At 67.3% G+C, this 16,434-nt stretch carries 20 protein-coding genes and 1 other RNA gene; 5 read left to right on the plus strand and 16 right to left on the minus strand.

The window, feature by feature from the left end; genetic code table 11:
• Positions 1-33: 33 nt before the first annotated feature.
• Positions 34-407, minus strand: a transfer-messenger RNA (tmRNA) gene (ssrA, locus tag GR168_RS16580).
• Positions 408-468: 61 nt separating this feature from the next.
• Positions 469-1,050: a helix-turn-helix domain-containing protein gene (locus GR168_RS16585; protein WP_159371248.1), complete on the minus strand. Its 582-nt coding sequence runs from the start codon at positions 1,048-1,050 to the stop codon at positions 469-471.
• Between the two features lie 145 nt (positions 1,051-1,195).
• Between GR168_RS16585 and GR168_RS16590 the strand changes: the two genes are divergently transcribed.
• Together GR168_RS16590 and GR168_RS16595 are read left to right on the plus strand one after the other, a co-directional pair.
• Positions 1,196-1,552, plus strand: a complete 357-nt coding sequence (locus GR168_RS16590) for a hypothetical protein (protein WP_159371249.1) — start codon at positions 1,196-1,198, stop codon at positions 1,550-1,552.
• A 332-nt stretch (positions 1,553-1,884) separates the two neighbouring features.
• A complete protein-coding gene (locus GR168_RS16595; protein ID WP_159371250.1) occupies positions 1,885-2,232 on the plus strand; it encodes a hypothetical protein in 348 nt (115 codons plus the stop codon).
• 1 nt (position 2,233) lies between these two features.
• Here the strand turns inward: GR168_RS16595 and smpB are convergent, their stop codons facing one another.
• From smpB to GR168_RS16630, 7 genes are all read right to left on the minus strand, one after another.
• Positions 2,234-2,710, minus strand: a complete 477-nt coding sequence (gene smpB, locus GR168_RS16600) for an SsrA-binding protein SmpB (RefSeq protein ID WP_159371251.1) — start codon at positions 2,708-2,710, stop codon at positions 2,234-2,236.
• Between the two features lie 90 nt (positions 2,711-2,800).
• Complete coding sequence (gene ftsX, locus GR168_RS16605) at positions 2,801-3,709, minus strand: permease-like cell division protein FtsX (RefSeq protein ID WP_058253666.1); 909 nt, start codon at positions 3,707-3,709, stop codon at positions 2,801-2,803.
• Between the two features lie 54 nt (positions 3,710-3,763).
• The gene (gene ftsE / locus GR168_RS16610) at positions 3,764-4,450 is read right to left on the minus strand and encodes a cell division ATP-binding protein FtsE (RefSeq protein ID WP_058253667.1); all 687 of its coding nucleotides are present in this window, start codon (positions 4,448-4,450) and stop codon (positions 3,764-3,766) included.
• 91 nt (positions 4,451-4,541) lie between these two features.
• Positions 4,542-5,168: a hypothetical protein gene (locus tag GR168_RS16615; protein WP_159371252.1), complete on the minus strand. Its 627-nt coding sequence runs from the start codon at positions 5,166-5,168 to the stop codon at positions 4,542-4,544.
• Positions 5,168-6,124: a mechanosensitive ion channel family protein gene (locus tag GR168_RS16620; protein ID WP_159371253.1), complete on the minus strand. Its 957-nt coding sequence runs from the start codon at positions 6,122-6,124 to the stop codon at positions 5,168-5,170. The genes GR168_RS16615 and GR168_RS16620 overlap by 1 nt, the downstream gene beginning before the upstream one ends.
• The gene (gene prfB / locus GR168_RS16625) at positions 6,121-7,236 is read right to left on the minus strand and encodes a peptide chain release factor 2 (protein ID WP_068971868.1); all 1,116 of its coding nucleotides are present in this window, start codon (positions 7,234-7,236) and stop codon (positions 6,121-6,123) included. The genes GR168_RS16620 and prfB overlap by 4 nt, the downstream gene beginning before the upstream one ends.
• A gap of 46 nt (positions 7,237-7,282) precedes the next feature.
• A complete protein-coding gene (locus GR168_RS16630) occupies positions 7,283-7,675 on the minus strand; it encodes a hypothetical protein (RefSeq protein ID WP_159371254.1) in 393 nt (130 codons plus the stop codon).
• A gap of 19 nt (positions 7,676-7,694) precedes the next feature.
• On the opposite strand from GR168_RS16630, the gene hisN reads away from it, so the two are divergent.
• Complete coding sequence (gene hisN / locus GR168_RS16635) at positions 7,695-8,507, plus strand: histidinol-phosphatase (RefSeq protein ID WP_159371255.1); 813 nt, start codon at positions 7,695-7,697, stop codon at positions 8,505-8,507.
• A gap of 116 nt (positions 8,508-8,623) precedes the next feature.
• Here hisN and GR168_RS16640 read toward each other — a convergent pair whose 3' ends face one another.
• Positions 8,624-9,283, minus strand: a complete 660-nt coding sequence (locus GR168_RS16640; protein WP_159371256.1) for an MBL fold metallo-hydrolase — start codon at positions 9,281-9,283, stop codon at positions 8,624-8,626.
• A gap of 17 nt (positions 9,284-9,300) precedes the next feature.
• Positions 9,301-9,759, minus strand: a complete 459-nt coding sequence (locus GR168_RS16645) for a DUF2752 domain-containing protein (RefSeq protein ID WP_159371257.1) — start codon at positions 9,757-9,759, stop codon at positions 9,301-9,303.
• Positions 9,760-9,938: 179 nt separating this feature from the next.
• Between GR168_RS16645 and GR168_RS16650 the strand changes: the two genes are divergently transcribed.
• A complete protein-coding gene (locus GR168_RS16650) occupies positions 9,939-11,309 on the plus strand; it encodes an acyl-CoA dehydrogenase family protein (RefSeq protein WP_159371258.1) in 1,371 nt (456 codons plus the stop codon).
• Between the two features lie 33 nt (positions 11,310-11,342).
• The gene (locus tag GR168_RS16655) at positions 11,343-12,566 is read left to right on the plus strand and encodes an acyl-CoA dehydrogenase family protein (protein WP_068971866.1); all 1,224 of its coding nucleotides are present in this window, start codon (positions 11,343-11,345) and stop codon (positions 12,564-12,566) included.
• A 73-nt stretch (positions 12,567-12,639) separates the two neighbouring features.
• Here the strand turns inward: GR168_RS16655 and crcB are convergent, their stop codons facing one another.
• The 5 genes from crcB to GR168_RS16680 form a co-directional block, all read right to left on the minus strand.
• Positions 12,640-13,008, minus strand: a complete 369-nt coding sequence (gene crcB, locus GR168_RS16660) for a fluoride efflux transporter CrcB (protein WP_175404384.1) — start codon at positions 13,006-13,008, stop codon at positions 12,640-12,642.
• Positions 13,005-13,469, minus strand: a complete 465-nt coding sequence (locus GR168_RS16665; protein WP_159371259.1) for a CrcB family protein — start codon at positions 13,467-13,469, stop codon at positions 13,005-13,007. The genes crcB and GR168_RS16665 overlap by 4 nt, the downstream gene beginning before the upstream one ends.
• A 14-nt stretch (positions 13,470-13,483) precedes the next feature.
• A complete protein-coding gene (locus tag GR168_RS16670) occupies positions 13,484-13,966 on the minus strand; it encodes a DUF6790 family protein (protein ID WP_159371260.1) in 483 nt (160 codons plus the stop codon).
• A gap of 4 nt (positions 13,967-13,970) precedes the next feature.
• Positions 13,971-15,851, minus strand: a complete 1,881-nt coding sequence (locus GR168_RS16675; protein WP_159371261.1) for a propionyl-CoA synthetase — start codon at positions 15,849-15,851, stop codon at positions 13,971-13,973.
• A gap of 109 nt (positions 15,852-15,960) precedes the next feature.
• Positions 15,961-16,404: a MarR family transcriptional regulator gene (locus GR168_RS16680; protein WP_065631567.1), complete on the minus strand. Its 444-nt coding sequence runs from the start codon at positions 16,402-16,404 to the stop codon at positions 15,961-15,963.
• Positions 16,405-16,434: the final 30 nt, after the last annotated feature.

Below are 16,434 nucleotides of genomic sequence, written 5' to 3' on the forward strand. Positions count from 1 at the left end.
AAGGCGCCCCACCGAATCCGGTGGGGCGCCTTCTCGTGGAGCTGCCGGGAATTGAACCCGGGTCCTCCGTCGTGTTGTTAGGGCTTCTCCGTGTGCAGTCCGCTATGTCTCTACTCGGATCTCCCGGTCACGCGAACAAGCCGAGATGACGATCCCAGTCGCTGTTTGATGTTCCGACCTCACCCGCGACCGGCGAGGACGGTGAGCTCCCATGGATGATGCCGGCAACCGGGTCTGGGAGCATAACCCGGGCCGACAGACTAGCCGGCGCTACTTAGGCAGCGAGGGCGTAGTCGCGCTGATTGGAATCGGCGCTTAATTGGTTGCTGCGACGCTCACGGTGGTCTCCAGCCTGCACCGACACGCTTCCCCTATCTCGACGCACGAAGTCGAAACCGATCAGCCCCGAGTAGGACCCGCCGACCGAAGTCAGCGAGCACTTCAGTCTAACAACTCGTTCCGCAGAGTTCATTCCCGTTTCCCCGAAGCCGTCTGACGGCGGTCACTGTCCGCCGCGAAGACCATGGGTGAGAAGGCGCTGACAGTTCGGCCCTCCCAGTCGTCGGCGACAAGTCCGGTGCGGGCGCGCTCGGCGACAAGCGCCCCGACGATGCCGTCGACCAGCGTGTCCGGCTCCATCGACGCCGCGAACTGACCTTGCCGCTTCCCCGCGTCGAGGACCTCCCGGAGTTCTGCACGGTGCCGCGCCAGGACCTGCCGGAAGAGCACGCCGAACTCGGGATCGGAATCGGTCAGCAAAGCCGCCATGCCACCGAAACCGATTCCGTCGAGCACCATCGACGCCGCATGGCTCACCACCCAGCGCAGCCGGGCCTCTGCGGGAAGGTCCGCATCAGGCGGCTCGACGACGGCGACGTCGAGCAGAGCTGCGCCGAGCATCTCGTTCCGGTTGCGGTAGCGGCGATAGATCGTCGTACGCGCCACCCCGGAATGCGCTGCCACGCTCTCGATCGTGACCCCGGCCGGTCCGCGGGTCCGGAGCAGCTCCAGGGTCGAACGGACGATCTTCGGGCCGCTGCCGCCTGCCACGTCGTGGTCACCTCACGTTTCCCTCGCCGATCCCGATTCCGACCGTTGGCAGGAATACTACCGCGCCACGAAACGCTACACGTAGCGTAGCGATACACTCACTGTAGCGATCTGGGTCGGGACCACCCAGCGAAAGGACTCTTCTATGCGGAACACAACTCGATCGACATCTGTGGCTTTCACCGGATATCTGATCCTGCTTCTCGGATTTCTGTTCCTCGGGTTGTTCGTGATGGCAGTGGCCGGCGGCATCGCCGCGCCCGCATGGCCGTTCGGCGCCGCCATGGCCGTCTTCCTGATCACGTCTGTCGCGTGCTTCCGGCATCAATCAAAGCTCAGCCGCCGGTCGCGGATCTCCGGCGGCGACATCGTGTCCGCCGATCCACTGACACCACTCCTCCGACGAACCGACATCGAGCGCTACGAGTACACCTATCGACCCAGAGCCGACGTGTCGACCATGCACCGGACGGAGTTGACCGGTTCAGACCGCGCCGCGTGACCCCGACGACCCGCGCGAACGGCGGAGTCGCCGAGCTGCCAGCTCATTCACAGCCCACCGCCAGGCCTGGCCAAGACACCGCCGGGATCGTGGAGACCTCGTGAGCCGAGGACGGACTCGGCCGACCGACGAGAGCGAGACCGCATGACGCCCCCGACCCCTGGCGGACACGACCCCGACCGCACCTCCCCGGCCCCGCCGGCACCACGACATCCGACGACGCCGCGACCACGCCCATCGGCCCGGCGCCGACCCCGGGAGCGAACTCCCACGAGTCCATCGGCGCGGGCAACTCACCCGATTCACGCGGCCCGGTCGGCGAACCGAGCCCGGTGGCCCCGAAGACCGCACCGGCCCGGTCGGCCCTGATCGCCGGTGCAGCCGGGCTGGCCATCGTCGCGGGCGCACTCGGCTTCGGCGCCGGCTACATCACCGGGGACAACACGACGCCCGAGCGGCCGTCGCCGGCAGCGGTCTGGCAGCAGAGCGGCAACGGGCCCGGAATGGGCGGTGGTCCTCAGATGGGTGGACCGCAGATGGGTGGGCCCGGGATGGGCGGCCTGCCGGGCCGACAGAACCAGGACGGCGAGAGCGGCTCCGAGTCCGACGACCAAAACGGACCGAACACGTCGCCGGGAACGCCGACTGAGCAACAGGGTCAGGCCGACACCGGCGCGTGAGTCAGCCCATGCCCTTCACGCGGCGGCCGACCTCACGTTCGACCTCACGCTGGGCGGTCCGCTTGGCGATGTCCTGGCGCTTGTCGTGCGCCTGCTTGCCGCGGGCCAGCGCGAGCTCGACCTTCACCTTGCCGTCGTTGAAGTACATCGACAGCGGCACCAGCGTGAGGTTGCCGTCGCGGATCTTGCCGACGAGGTTGTCGATCTCGCGTCGGTGCATCAGCAGTTTGCGCTTGCGGCGGACCGAGTGGTTGGTCCAGGAGCCGTTGCCGTACTCGGCGATGTGCAGGGCATGAAGCCACACCTCGCCGTCGTCGATCGTCGCGAACGCGTCGACCAGCGAGGCCTTGCCCGCCCGCAGGCTTTTCACCTCGGTTCCGACCAGGACGACGCCGGCCTCGTAGACGTCGAGGATGGCGTAGTTGTGCCGCGCCTTGCGGTTGGACGCGATCACATTGCGTCCCATTTCCTTCGGCATGCACTCACCTCCTCGTAGTGTGGTCGATCGCCCTGTTGGTGACCGACCGGTTGCTGATCGCCGACAATCCGAACCGCCCGGACGGACCGATCATTCCCGGACATAGACACGAAGCGTGACATACGCGGTCGCACCCGCCAACACAATTCCGCCGAGCACCAGCCACGGTGCGACGAACAGTACGTCGGTCAGCTCGATCCGGGCGAAGAAGCTGACCCCGTACAACTCGCGTAACGCGTTGTCGAAGAAGAACTTCTTGGCCAGCAGCAGACCGCCGATGGCCAGCATCGAGCCGACAAAGGCCGACACCACCGCCTCGAGTAGGAACGGTAACTGGGTGTACCAGCGGGTCGCGCCGACGAGGCGCATGATCGACACCTCGGTCCGTCTGGTGAACGCCGCGACCTGAACCGTGTTGATGATCAACAGGATGGCGGCGATCGCCAGGACCGAAGCGATGGCGAAGGTCGCGTTGCGGACGCCGTCGAGGACGCTGAAGATCCGCTGCACGAGCTTACGGTCGTCCTTGAAGGCGTCCACCCCCAGATCTTTCCGCGTCGCGTACTTGGTGAGCACCGCGTCGAACTGGCCGGGATCGGACACCCGCACACGCAGCGAGGCCGGCAACGTGCCCTCGACGATGTTCTCGGCGAGATCGGGGTTGTTCGCGAAGATCTCCTTCGCGCGTTTGAAGGCCTCGTCCTTGTCGAGGTAGGTCACCGAGGTGACGCCGGGTTCGTTCTCGAGCCCGCGGCGAAGTTGGGCGCACGGGTCGGACTCGCACTGCGGATCACGTTCGGTCACCTCGGGATTGAGATAGAACTCCATCTCCACCCGGTCGAGGAAGATCTGCTGACTCTTGTCCGCCATCTGGATCACCAGGAGCCCACCGCCGAACATTCCCAGCGTGATCGCGGTGGTGATGATCATCGCGATGGTCATGGTCGCGTTGCGGCGGAGTCCGTGGAGAACCTCGCTGATGATGAAATTCGCTCGCATGTCTGCTCAGACAGTCCTTGGGTCTCGGGGAAGTGTGTCGGGTCGGGCTGCGCGTCAGCCGATTCCGTACACACCCTGCGGGTCGTTGCGGACGAGTTGGCCGCTGTCGAACTCGAGAACCCGTCGTCGCATTGCGTCGACGATGTGGCGGTCGTGGGTGGCCATCACCACCGTGGTGCCGCGGCGGTTGACCCGGTCGAGGACGTCGACGATCTCCTCGCTGGTCTCGGGATCGAGGTTGCCGGTGGGCTCGTCGGCCAGGAGCACCAGCGGACGGTTCACGATGGCGCGGGCGATGGCCACGCGCTGCATCTCGCCGCCGGACAACTCGTTCGGCATGCGATCGTGCTTGCCTTCGAGGCCGACGTACTCGAGCACCTCCGGCACCACCCGCTGGATGGTGGAGCGAGGCCGGCCGATCACCTCGAGCGCGAACGCGACATTCTCGGCCACCGTCTTCTTCTGGAGCAGACGAAAGTCCTGGAACACACACCCGATCGACTGCCGCAGCTTCGGCACGCTGCGCGCCTTCAGTCGGTTGACGTGGAACTCCCCGAGGTACACCTCGCCGCTCGTCGGGCGGTCCTCCTTGAGGAGCAGACGGAAGAACGTCGACTTACCCGATCCCGACGGACCGATCAGGAACGCGAACTCCCCCTTGTCGACCTCGAAGCTCAGATCTCGCAGAGCGGGTCGACTGGACGCCTTGTACTGCATCGTGACGTTCTCCAGCTTGATCACGATGTGCCAGTGTAACGACGACTCCTGAGAGTGCGTTCAGGCGCGACGCCCCAGCTCAGCCACCCGCCTGACCAGGGAGTTCCCCGCCGGGTCAGCGTGTCGGGACCGTGGTGGTCGGCGTCTGTCCGCCGAAATTCGGGAACGGGAGGCCCGGCAGTCCCGGGATGGTGTCGCGGCTGGTGCTCGGGGTCTGCGTCTGTGTCCCGTCCGTCGACGAGCCCTCGGTTCCGTCGACGCCACCGGTGGTGTCGGTGGTCGACGATTCGGTGGTGGTCGTCGTCGACGACGTGGAAGGCGGCGCCTCGTACGTCGGCTCCACCGTCTGCGATGTCGTCGGGGCGGGCCGAGCTGGTGCCGGTGCGACGACGCCGTAGCGCTGCGAGGTGTACCCGTAGAGCACGCAACACGCCAGGAACACGGCGACGAGAATCGCGGTGCTGGTCCGGATCCGGGTCCGCGCCACGTGCCCCCAGTCGAACCGCCGCCGCCTGTCGTCGGAGCGGTCCGGCGACTCCTGCGGTGGCGGGTCCTGCGGGGGGATGCTCTGGGTGGGATCACCCTGAATGGGGTCGCTCTGCGTGGGAGCCCCCTGCGCGGGAATCCCCTGCGTCGGGATGATCTGTGTCGGGTCGTCCGCGCCGGGGACGGGTCGGCCGGAGTGTTTGCCGGGCCCGTCGCGGCCAGGCGTGTTGTGTCCCGGGATGTTCGAGTCCGCCATCAGTCTCCCCCGTCCCGATTGCCCTGGTCGGCGTGCGTCGCGGGTGGTCCGCCCGCGGAACGGACCTCGCGGGCGGGCACGTTGATCCCCTCCCGCGCCAACGCCCGGATGATGTGGACGCGCAGCGCACGCCCGACCTCGAACTGCTTGCCCGGCAGTGTCCGGGTCACCATGCGCACGGTGATCGCGTCGAGCTCGAGGCTGATGACCCCGAGCGACGACGGCGCGTCGAGCAGCAGGTCATGCCATCGCGGCAGCGCGTAGAACTCTCGGCCGACCCGGTCGAGTGTGTCGTTGACGAGCCCGATGTCGGCCTCGGACGGGACCGGCACGTCGACGACGGCGCGCGCCCAGTCCTTGGACAGGTTGGTCGCCTTGACGATCTGACCGTTCGGAACGGTGATGACCTCACCTTCCGCGGTACGCAGCTTGGTCACCCGCAGGGTCACGTCTTCCACGGTCCCCTCGGCCGGCGCATTGCCCGTGACGGTCAGATTGACCACGTCGCCGTAGCCGTACTGCTTCTCGGCGACCACGAAGAACCCGGCGAGGATGTCCTGCACGATGCGCTGCGCGCCGAAGCCGAGGGCGGCACCGATCACGGCGGTCGGACCGGTCAACCCGCTCAACGGGATTCCGAACACCGACAGCGTGTGGATGATCACGATGATCGCGATCACCACGATCAGCGTCCAGGCGACGACGTCGACCAGCGCCCGACGATGCTTGGCGTCTTCGGTCTGCACGATGAGATCGCTGGTCGAGAACCGCGAATCCACGCGCGAGGCGTATTTGTCGGCGAACCAGCGGATCAGGCGGGCCAGCAGGACCGCGCCCAGAATCCAGATCACGATCTCCAGGCCGCTGGTGACCAGCCAGACGTAGACCCGACCGAGGAGCAGTTCGGTCGGGCTCGGCTCAGCGGCCAGCACGAGGGCGGCGGGTGAGGCGATCACGCTTCGGCGGTCGCCATCCGCCAGCGGATCCCGGCCTCGATGAACTTGTCCAGCTCCCCGTCGAGCACCGACGTCGGATTGTTGTCCTCGACGCCGGTCCGCAGGTCTTTCACCATCTGATACGGGTGCAGCACGTAGGAGCGCATCTGGTTGCCCCAGCTCGAACCACCGTCACCCTTCAGTGCGTCGAGTTCGGCGCGCTCCTCCTGGCGCTTGCGGTCGAGCAGCTTGGCCTGCAGCACGCGCATGGCCGACGCCTTGTTCTGTAGCTGACTCTTCTCGTTCTGACAGGTCACGACGATGCCGGTGGGGATGTGGGTCAGCCGGACCGCGGAGTCGGTCGTGTTGACCGACTGCCCGCCGGGGCCCGACGAGCGGTACACGTCGACCTTGATGTCGTTCTCGTCGACGTCGATGTGGTCGGTGGTCTCCACCACTGGCAACACCTCGACCTCGGCGAACGATGTCTGACGGCGGCTCTGGTTGTCGAACGGGCTGATACGCACGAGCCGGTGGGTGCCCTGCTCGACCGACAGCGTGCCGTACATGTACGGGGCCTTCACCGCGAAGGTCGCGCTCTTGAGGCCCGCTTCTTCGGCGTAGGAGGTGTCGTAGACCTCGACGCCGTAGCCCTTCTGCTCGGCCCAGCGGATGTACATGCGCATCAGCATCTGCGCCCAGTCCGCCGCGTCGACGCCGCCCGCGCCGGAGCGGATGTTCACGACGGCGTCGCGCGAGTCGTACTCGCCGGCGAGCATCGTCTTGACCTCCATCGCCTCGATGTCGGTCCGCAGGCTCTCACGTTCGGCATCGGCGTCGGCCAGCGCAGCCGTCTTGTCGTCACCCTCTTCGGCCTCGGCGAGCTCGTAGAGCACGGGTAGATCCTCGAGGCGCTGGCGCAACTCGGAGACCTTGCGGAACTCCGACTGCGCGTGCGAGAGCTCGCTGGTCACCTTCTGGGCGTGGTCCTGGTCGTTCCACAGGTCCGGGTCCGACGCCTGCATCTCGAGTTCGTCGATGCGACGACGCAGCTCCTCGAGATCGAGCACCTTCTCCACGGTGGTCAAGGTGGCGTCGAGGGAGTCGAGGTCTGCGGTCACGTCGGGATGCACGGTTATCCAGAGTACCGACAGTCGGGCGCGTCAGCGGCCGGCGGATCTACAGAGGGCCGGGACCGGCTTCGGGCATCACCCCGAACCGCCACGACGTCGCGGCCTTCTGCGGTTTGTAGAGGACCGGCAGATCGTCGCCGACCTGCGGCCAGGGGTCGCCCGCGCCCAGTACGAGCGTCCCGTACACCTCGGTCGGACTGGTCTCGGGACCGACGATCGTCCCGGAGATGGTGCAGAACCGGTTTCCGTCCTTGTCGGCCGCGCTCTTGGTCGGCTCGTCGTCGCGGTCGGAGACCCCGACGACCGTGAACGTGCCCTGCACGAACTGGGAGGCCTTGGCCGCCGACATCGGCTGCGGGTTGCGGCCGCGCTGCCACTGCACCACCAGCACCACCACGAGAGCCGCGATCAACAGGGTGAACGTCACGGTCAGCAACATGACAGCTACCCTACCGGGCATGTCCGTCCCTCCCGGTCCGACGACGTTCAGCGATGACCTCGAGCTCGCGCTCTCCCTCGCCGACTCCGCCGACGCGCTCACCATGGACCGCTTCGGCGCCGTGGATCTGAAGGTGGACGACAAGCCGGATCTCACACCGGTGTCCGATGCCGACCTGGCGTGCGAAACCCTGATCCGCGAACGCCTTTCGGCCCGTCGCCCTGCCGACACCGTGCTCGGTGAGGAGTTCGGCGGCGACGCCGTGCTCTCCGGGCGGCAGTGGGTCGTCGATCCCATCGACGGGACCAAGAACTTCGTCCGCGGCGTCCCGGTATGGGCCACGCTGATCGCACTCCTCATCGACGGCGTACCCACGGTCGGGGTTGTCTCGGCACCGGCACTTCGCCGACGCTGGTGGGCGGCAACAGGTCTCGGTGCGCACGTGCGTTTCAACGACGAGGACGTCCGACGCCTGTCGGTGTCGGGAGTGGCCGACCTCGGGTCGGCGAGCCTCGCATTCTCGAGCCTGTCCGGCTGGGCCGATCGCGGCATCCGGGGAGAGTTCATCGACCTCACCGACCGGGTGTGGCGCGTACGCGGCTACGGCGACTTCTTCAACTACTGCCTCGTCGCCGAGGGCGCGGTCGACGTGACCGCCGAACCCGAGGTCTCGCTGTGGGACCTGGCGCCGCTCGACATCCTGGTCCGCGAGGCGGGCGGACGCTTCACCGCCCTCGACGGCACGCCCGGACCCACCGGCGGCAGTGCGATCGCCAGCAACGGACTGCTGCACGACGAGGTGCTGGGGACGCTGCGCGTCGACCCTTCGTGACGCTCGCAAGCTCGCTCCTCAGGGACCGGAGGGAGCCCGCTCGCACGCCCCCCCCCCGCTGGTTGAGCCGGTGAGGAGCGCAGCGACGAACCGAGTCGAAGCCACCTCCCGGCCACTCACACTTGTGTGGCGCTCTCCTTCTCCAGCACCGTGAACTCGGTCGCGTCGTCCTTCATGTCCGCGAGTCGCCCGTAGTGGATACCGCTGCCGGCGTCGGACAGGACCGCCTGATGGATGGGGACGGCGACGCGCGGCGCCATCGCCCGCAGGTAGTCGACCGACTCGCTGAGTTTCATCCACGGCGCGGCCGACGGCAGCGCCAGGACGTCGACATGCTCGAACGGGATGTAGAACGAGTCCCCCGGATGCATGAATTGGCCCGGCCGGTCGGCGGTCCCGAGGACATAGGCGACGTTGTCGATGACCGGGATCTCGGGATGGATGACGGCATGCCGGCCGCCGGTGAAACGCGCGGTGAGCGAACCGATCTCGATCTGGTCGCCGCTGCGGGCGGCCGTCCACGCGCCGGCCACGTCGTCGTCGTTGAGCTGCTTGGTCGTCTGGGGATCGGCGTAGAGGATCGCGTCGGGGTTCGCGGCGACGAGGTCAGGCAGCTTCGCGACGTCGCAGTGGTCGGGATGCTGGTGGGTGATCAGGATCGCGTCGAGATCGTCGATGCCGTCGAACCCGTGCGAGAAGTTCCCCGGGTCGAAGAGCACCTTCGTCCCGTCGATCTCGACGAGCAGACAGGAATGGCCGAAGTGGGTGATCTGCATGACTCCACTCTGCCCGTTCAGACGACGACCGGGAAGAAGCCCCACCCGAACGCGGCGTCGAGGATTCGCACGAAACCGTAGGTCAGCCACACCCCCAGCAGGACGGCACCGACGGGTCCGAGCACGCGGTCGCGCCAACCGGCGAGCGGCGCCCCGCGACGGCGCACCAGGGTGACCGTCGCCGCGACGACGGTCACCGCGGTCAGCAGCAGGAACACCGGACCGAAGGCATTGAACGTGAACGCGGACCCGACGTCGCCGTGCATGAACGCAACCCAGCTCCGGGTGAGTCCGCAGCCGGGACACGGAAGGCCGGTCATCACCGCGAACGGACACAGCGGCGGTCCGCTCTCCACACCACTCGGACTGAACACACACGCGGCGCCGAGCGCGGCGGCACCGACCACCGCGACGGTCGTCGCGCCCACCACCTGAGTGCCTGATAAGCCCTGTTCGCGGCGGTGATCGAGGGTCATGCGGCCAGCCTAGCGGGTATGCGGAACGGTGGTGGCGGGCAAGTGCGTGACAAACTTCTTACTCCGAAGTAAGGTATGGACTTACTACCGAGTAAGATAGGTCGCATCGACCCTCCACCCACACGTGGATCCACGCACAGACCCCCACCGGGGCGACTGGAAAGAAACGGCTGGTGATCATGACAACCCACACCGAACCGCGCGACACCTCCGCAGTCGGCCGCAACCCGCACCCGCGCAACTTCATCGGCACCGCGATGCGCGTCCTGACCACGGTGACGGGTTCCGAGTTCGCCGAGAAGTACAAGATCCGCGAACCCATCAACCGCATCGCCTACCAGGGCACCAAGACCGGTTTCCAGACCCTCGGGGCGGCGAACCGCGCGTTCAAGGCCGCTCAGGACGGCGGCTCCGGCCAGGCCAAGCGTCTCACCAGCACGCCCAAGGACTACTTCAACCTCACCCCCGACGACGAACAGCAGATGATCGCCGAGACGGTGAAGGAGTTCGCCACCGAGCTCCTGCGTCCGGCCGCACACGACGCCGACGCCGCCGCGGCGGCCCCCGAAGACCTGGTCAAGCGGTCCGCCGAGCTCGGCATCACCATGATCAACGTCCCCGAGGAGTTCGAGGGCGCCGCCTCCGAGCGCGGGGTCGTCACCAACGCGCTCGTCGCCGAGGCGATGGCCTACGGCGACATGGGCCTGGCACTTCCGCTCCTCGCGCCGAGTGGCGTGGCCACCACCCTGACCAACTTCGGTACCGACGAGCAGCAGCGCACCTACCTGCCCGACTTCGCCGGGGAGAACGTGCCCCAGTCGGCGGTCGTCATCGCCGAGCCGCGTCCGCTGTTCGACGCCTTCTCGTTGAGCACCAAGGCAACTCGCGTGCCGAGCGGGTTCCGTCTCAATGGTGTCAAGTCCTTCGTCCCGGCTGCCGGCTCGTCGGAACTGTTCATCGTCGGCGCCCAGCTCGACGGCAAGCCGGCCCTCTTCATCGTCGAATCCGACAGCAAGGGTCTGATCGTCGAGGCCGACCCGGGCATGGGCGTGCGCGCCGCGGGCATGGGTCGTCTGCTGTTGCAGGACGTCGCCGTACCGGCGACCGCCATCATCGGCGGCGAGGCCGACGCCGCGACGTCGGCGTACCGCGACGTCGTTCGCCTGTCCCGGCTGGGCTGGTCGGCGCTGGCCGCGGGCACCGCGCGCGCCGTCCTCGACTACGTAATCCCGTATGTGAACGAGCGCGAGGCGTTCGGCGAGCCGATCTCCAACCGTCAGGCGGTGGCCTTCATGGTCGCCACGATGGCGACCGAGGTCGACTCGATCCGCCTCGTCACGCTGCGCGGTGCCGCGCGTGCCGAGCAGGGTCTGTCCTTCGCCCGCGAAGCCGCGCTGGCGCGCAAGCTGACCATCGACAAGGGGCTGCAGATCGGCCTCGACGGCGTCCAGCTGCTCGGCGGCCACGGCTTCACCAAGGAACACCCCGTCGAGCGTTGGTACCGCGATCTCCGCGGTGCCGGCATCGGCGAAGGCATCGTCGTCCTCTGACCGCGTTGTGCGAACGTAGCGAAAGAACCTCTGATGAGCATCAATCTCGAACTCCCGAAGAAGCTGCGCGTCACCGTCGACCAGGCCCATCAGGCGGCCGCGGAGATCTTCCGGCCCATCTCGCGCAAGTACGACCTGCGCGAGCACGACTACCCCGTCGAGCTCGACACCCTCGCCAGCCTGTACGACGGTCTGTCCGAGACCGGGCAGGCCGGTGCGGGCGCCGACGGCGGACGTAGCCAACAGAAGAAAGACAAGCCCAAGGCCGAGGGCGCCGTGGTCAACGGCGGCAACATGCAGTCCGTCGTCAACGTGATGGAGACCTCCTGGGGCGATGTCGGCCTCATGCTCTCGATTCCCTATCAGGGACTGGGGAACTCGGCGATCGCCGCGGTGGCGACCGATGAGCAGCTCGAGCGCTTCGGCAAGGTGTGGGCGGCCATGGCCATCACCGAGCCCGGCTTCGGCTCCGATTCGGCCGCCGTGTCGACCACCGCCACCCTCGACGGCGACGAGTACGTCATCAACGGCGAGAAGATCTACGTGACAGCGGGATCGCGCGCCACCCACATCGTCGTCTGGGCGACCGTCGACAAGAGCGCCGGCCGCGCCGCCATCAAGAGCTTCGTGGTGCCGCGTACCCATCCGGGTGTCACCGTCGAACGCCTCGAGCACAAGCTGGGTATCAAGGTCTCCGACACTGCGGCGATCCGCTTCGAGAACTGCCGGATCCCGAAGGAGAACCTGCTCGGCTCACCCGAGGTCGACACCAAGAAGGGCTTCGGCGGGGTCATGCAGACCTTCGACAACACCCGCCCGCTGGTGGCCGGCATGGCCGTCGGCGTGACCCGTGCCGCGCTCGAGGAACTGCGCGCGATTCTCGACGAGGCCGGCATCGAGGTCGACTATGATCGGCCTGCCGCCGACCAGCACGCCGCCGCTGCCGAATTCCTGCGCATGGAGGCTGATTTCGAGGCCGCATACCTGCACACCATGCGGGCCGCCTGGATGGCCGACAACAAGCAGCCGAACTCGACCGAGGCGTCGATGTCGAAGGCGAAGGCGGGCCGCACCGCCACCGACGTCACCAACAAGGTCGTCGAACTCACCGGCACCCTCGGCTACTCGGAGCGGTTGCTGGTGGAGAAATGGGCACGCGACTCCAAGATCCTCGACATCTTCGAGGGGACCCAGCAGATCCAGAATCTGATCATCGCCCGGCGGGTGCTGAACAAGAGCAGCGCCGAACTCAAGTGATCATCTGACACAACGCCTCTCGGCCCCGCGACGGAGCTTCCGTTGCGGGGCCGAGTCGTTCGTGGGCCGGCGATCAGACGAGCCACACCACCCACACGGCGGCCGCGCACGCGAACACCGACGCGACGAGCGTTCCGACGGCGTACGCGGCGGACCGCCACCTGTCCTCCTGCTGCCCCAGCCGCACCGTCTCGAACGCAGCCGTGCTGAAAGTCGTGTAGCCACCGCAGAATCCGGTCCCGAGGACCAGCTGCCAGTCGTGCGGCGCCCCGTGGAAGACGACGAGACCGGCGAGCACACCCAACAGTGCCGACCCGCTGACGTTGATCGCGAAGGTGCCCCAGGGCGTCGTCGACGGCCATCGGTGTCGAATCGCTCCGTCGACGACGAACCGGGTGACGGCACCGAGCGCTCCCGCCACCATCACGGCGAACGCGATCACGACCGTTCCCTCCGCCCGGCGATCGTCGATGCGACTGCGATCCCGCAACCCGCCGCGAGAACCCCCAGCACCACGCTCAGCACCGCATACATGGTTGCGGTCACGACCGCCGAAGCCCGTGTCAGTTCGGTGATCTCCAGCGCGAAGGTGCTGTAGGTGGTCAGCGCCCCGCAGATGCCGGTGCCGCCGAAGAGACGGATGCGCTGGCGCCATCCGTCGTCGGGTCCCGAACGCATCAGCAACTCGAGCAACGCTCCCAGCACGAACGCGCCGGCGACGTTCACCCCGAAAGTGGCCCAGGGCCACTGCCCTTCGACGGCCGGGAACGAGTTCTCGGCCCACAGCCGGAGCCCGGTGCCGAGAATCCCGCCGGCGAACACCCAGGCGACGGCCTGCACACGCAGGTGCACAGGGCGTTCGTCCGGATCGACCGGGAGTTCGCGGTGCTCGTCTCGGTGCACGCGCCAAGTCTCCGCTACGTGACCGACGCGTACAACACGATCAGGTAGATCGGTACCAGCACGTCGAAGAAGAAGATGGGACCGGCGTTGCCCGCCTTGAAATTACGCCGGGTCACCATCTCCCGTACGTGCCCGACCGCGGCGCCCAGGTAGAACACCGAGAACGCGATGATGGTGGCAAGGGTGAATTCGTCACCGAAACCCGATGCGATCACGCCCAAGACACCCGTCGCCAGGCTGGCGAGCCCGACCTCCCATTGCCACGGCGTCTTCGGGGGCCACCCGATCGACTCGGCGATCGGCTCGCCGAAGAACATGTGGCCGCACCCGGTCATCCATCCCTGGACACCGATCATCCACAACACGGAGTTCTCGAGCAGATCCCGGCCCAGGTCACCACCCGGGGTCGACACGTCGACGATCGTGGTGATGATCGCGCCGACCAGCCCGACGAACGGCACCAGCCGGATCGCGGTGCGAAGCACACCATCGAGCATCGACTCAGCCCTCGAGTTGTGCGGCCAGCGCGGTCAGGACATCGGGGTCCTCGATGGTGGAGGGCACGGTGTACTCCTCGTGGTCGGCGATCTGTCGCATGGTCTTCCGGAGGATCTTGCCCGACCGTGTCTTCGGCAGCGCCGGCACCACCGTCACGTCGCGGAACGTCGCGACGGCCCCGATCTCGTCGCGCACCATGGCCACGAGTTCGGTGCGCAGAGTCTCGGCGTCGATGTCGACGCCGGACTTGAGCACCACGTACCCGCTGGGACGCTGGCCCTTCAGTTCGTCGTGGATGCCGATGACCGCGCACTCGGCCACCGCCGGGTGCGACGCCACCACCGCCTCGATACTGCCCGTCGAGAGCCGGTGTCCGGCAACGTTGATCACGTCGTCGGACCGGCCGAGAACGAACACGTAACCGTCGGCATCGACGTAGCCGGAGTCACCGGTCAGGTAGAAGCCGTCGAACGCCGACAGATACGACTTGCGGTACCGCTCCTCGTCGCGCCACAACCCTGCGAGGGTTCCGGGCGGCAGCGGCAGACCGATGACGATGTTGCCCTCCTCGCCCGGGTCCAGCGAATTGCCCTCGGCGTCGACGACGCCCACGCGGTAGCCGGGAACGGCGACCGTCGGCGAGCCCGCCTTGATCGGCATCGGCTCCAGCCCACGGAGATTCGCCGCGATCGCCCAACCGGTCTCGGTCTGCCACCAGTGGTCCACGACCGGGACACCGAGCACCTCCGAGGCCCACGTGAACGTGTCCGGGTCGAGTCGCTCGCCCGCCGCGAACAACGTCTCGAGCGAGGACACGTCGTACTTGCTCAGTTCGGTGGCGTCCGGGTCCGCCTTGCGGATGGCGCGGATCGCGGTGGGTGCGGTGAACAACGCCTTCACCCCGTGTTCACCGATGACACGCCAGAACGCGCCCGCGTCCGGGGTACCGACCGGCTTTCCCTCGTACATCACCGATGTCGCTCCGACGAGGAGGGGCCCGTACACGATGTAGGAGTGTCCGACGACCCACCCCACATCCGAGGCGGTCCACCACACGTCGCCGGCAGAGATGTCGTAGATGTTCGCCATCGACCATGTCAGGGCCACCGCATGCCCGCCGTTGTCGCGGACGACGCCCTTGGGCTTCCCGGTGGTCCCCGAGGTGTAGAGGATGTACAGCGGGTCCGTGGCCTCGACCGGAACCGGCTCGACCGGATCGGCACCGGCGAGCACGTCGTCCCAGTCGAGCCAACCCTCGTGATCCGCTGCGACACCGCCGATCTCGGGACGGTCCTTGACGATGACGACGCGCGGGGGCGTCGCCGACAACTCGATGGCCTTGGCCACCATCGGCAGATACTCGACGACCCGGCCCGGTTCCAGACCGCCTGAGGCGGTGAGGACGGCGACGGGCTCGGCGTCGTCGATACGGGTCGCGAGCTCACGGGCGGCGAACCCACCGAACACCACCGAGTGCACCGCGCCGATCCGCGCGCACGCCAGCATCGCGACGGCCGCCTCGGGGATCATCGGCATGTAGATCACAACGCGATCGCCGTAACCGATCCCCTGCTCGGAGAGGACACCGGCGAATCGCGAGACCTCGTCGAGCAGTTCGGCGTAGGAGTACCGACGGACCTCGCCCACCATCGCCGAATCCCAGATCAACGCGGTCCGGTCGCCGTGTCCCGCCGACACATGGCGATCAAGGGCGTTGGCGCAGGTGTTCAGCGTCGCGTCCGGGAACCAGCGGTAGAGCGGGGCGGCCGAGTCGTCGAGTGCGGAGGTGGGTGGGGTGATCCATTCGACGCCGGTGGCGGCGTCGAGCCAGAACGCCTCCCGATCGTCGGCTGCCCGTGTGAACGCTTCGATGTACCGGCCCATGGCCATCCCTTCGCCGTCGTCGGTGAGGGCACCGGTGTCGTCGGTGCCGCATCGCCCTTCGAGGGTATCGGTGTGACCGTCACCACGAAAATGAGATGCCCGGTCTCGGTCAGCGGCTGCGAGCGTCGGCCACCGCAGTCGTGACCCGATCGAGGAAGGTGCGGATGGCGGCAAGTTCATCGTCGGAGAATCCGTCGGCCACGGCGATGACCTGCTCGATGAGCGGTCCGAAGAACGACCACCCCATCTGCTGAGCCGCGTCGGTGACGTGCAGCGCCACCTTCCGACGGTCGGTGCCGTCCCGCGAGCGCGAAACCAGGCCCTTCGTCTCCAGGCGATCTATCAGGGCCGTCGTCGATGCGCTGTTGAGGCCGAGATGACCGGCCAGCCAACCCGGCGACGCGACGTCGCCTGACCGCTGCCGGTCCAACAGCGCGACGAGGGCTCGGAGATCGGTGGCGTGCAATTCGTTTCGGGCGGCGAAAGCGGAGCCGAACACATCGAGCTCTAAGGTCAACGATCGCAACCGGTGCACGAGGTCGTCGTTGTTCACACGGTTACTGTACTCGTCACCACTCGACAG

Source organism: Gordonia sp. JH63 (genome assembly GCF_009856645.1).
GTDB classification, from domain to species: Bacteria; Actinomycetota; Actinomycetes; order Mycobacteriales; family Mycobacteriaceae; genus Gordonia; species Gordonia hongkongensis.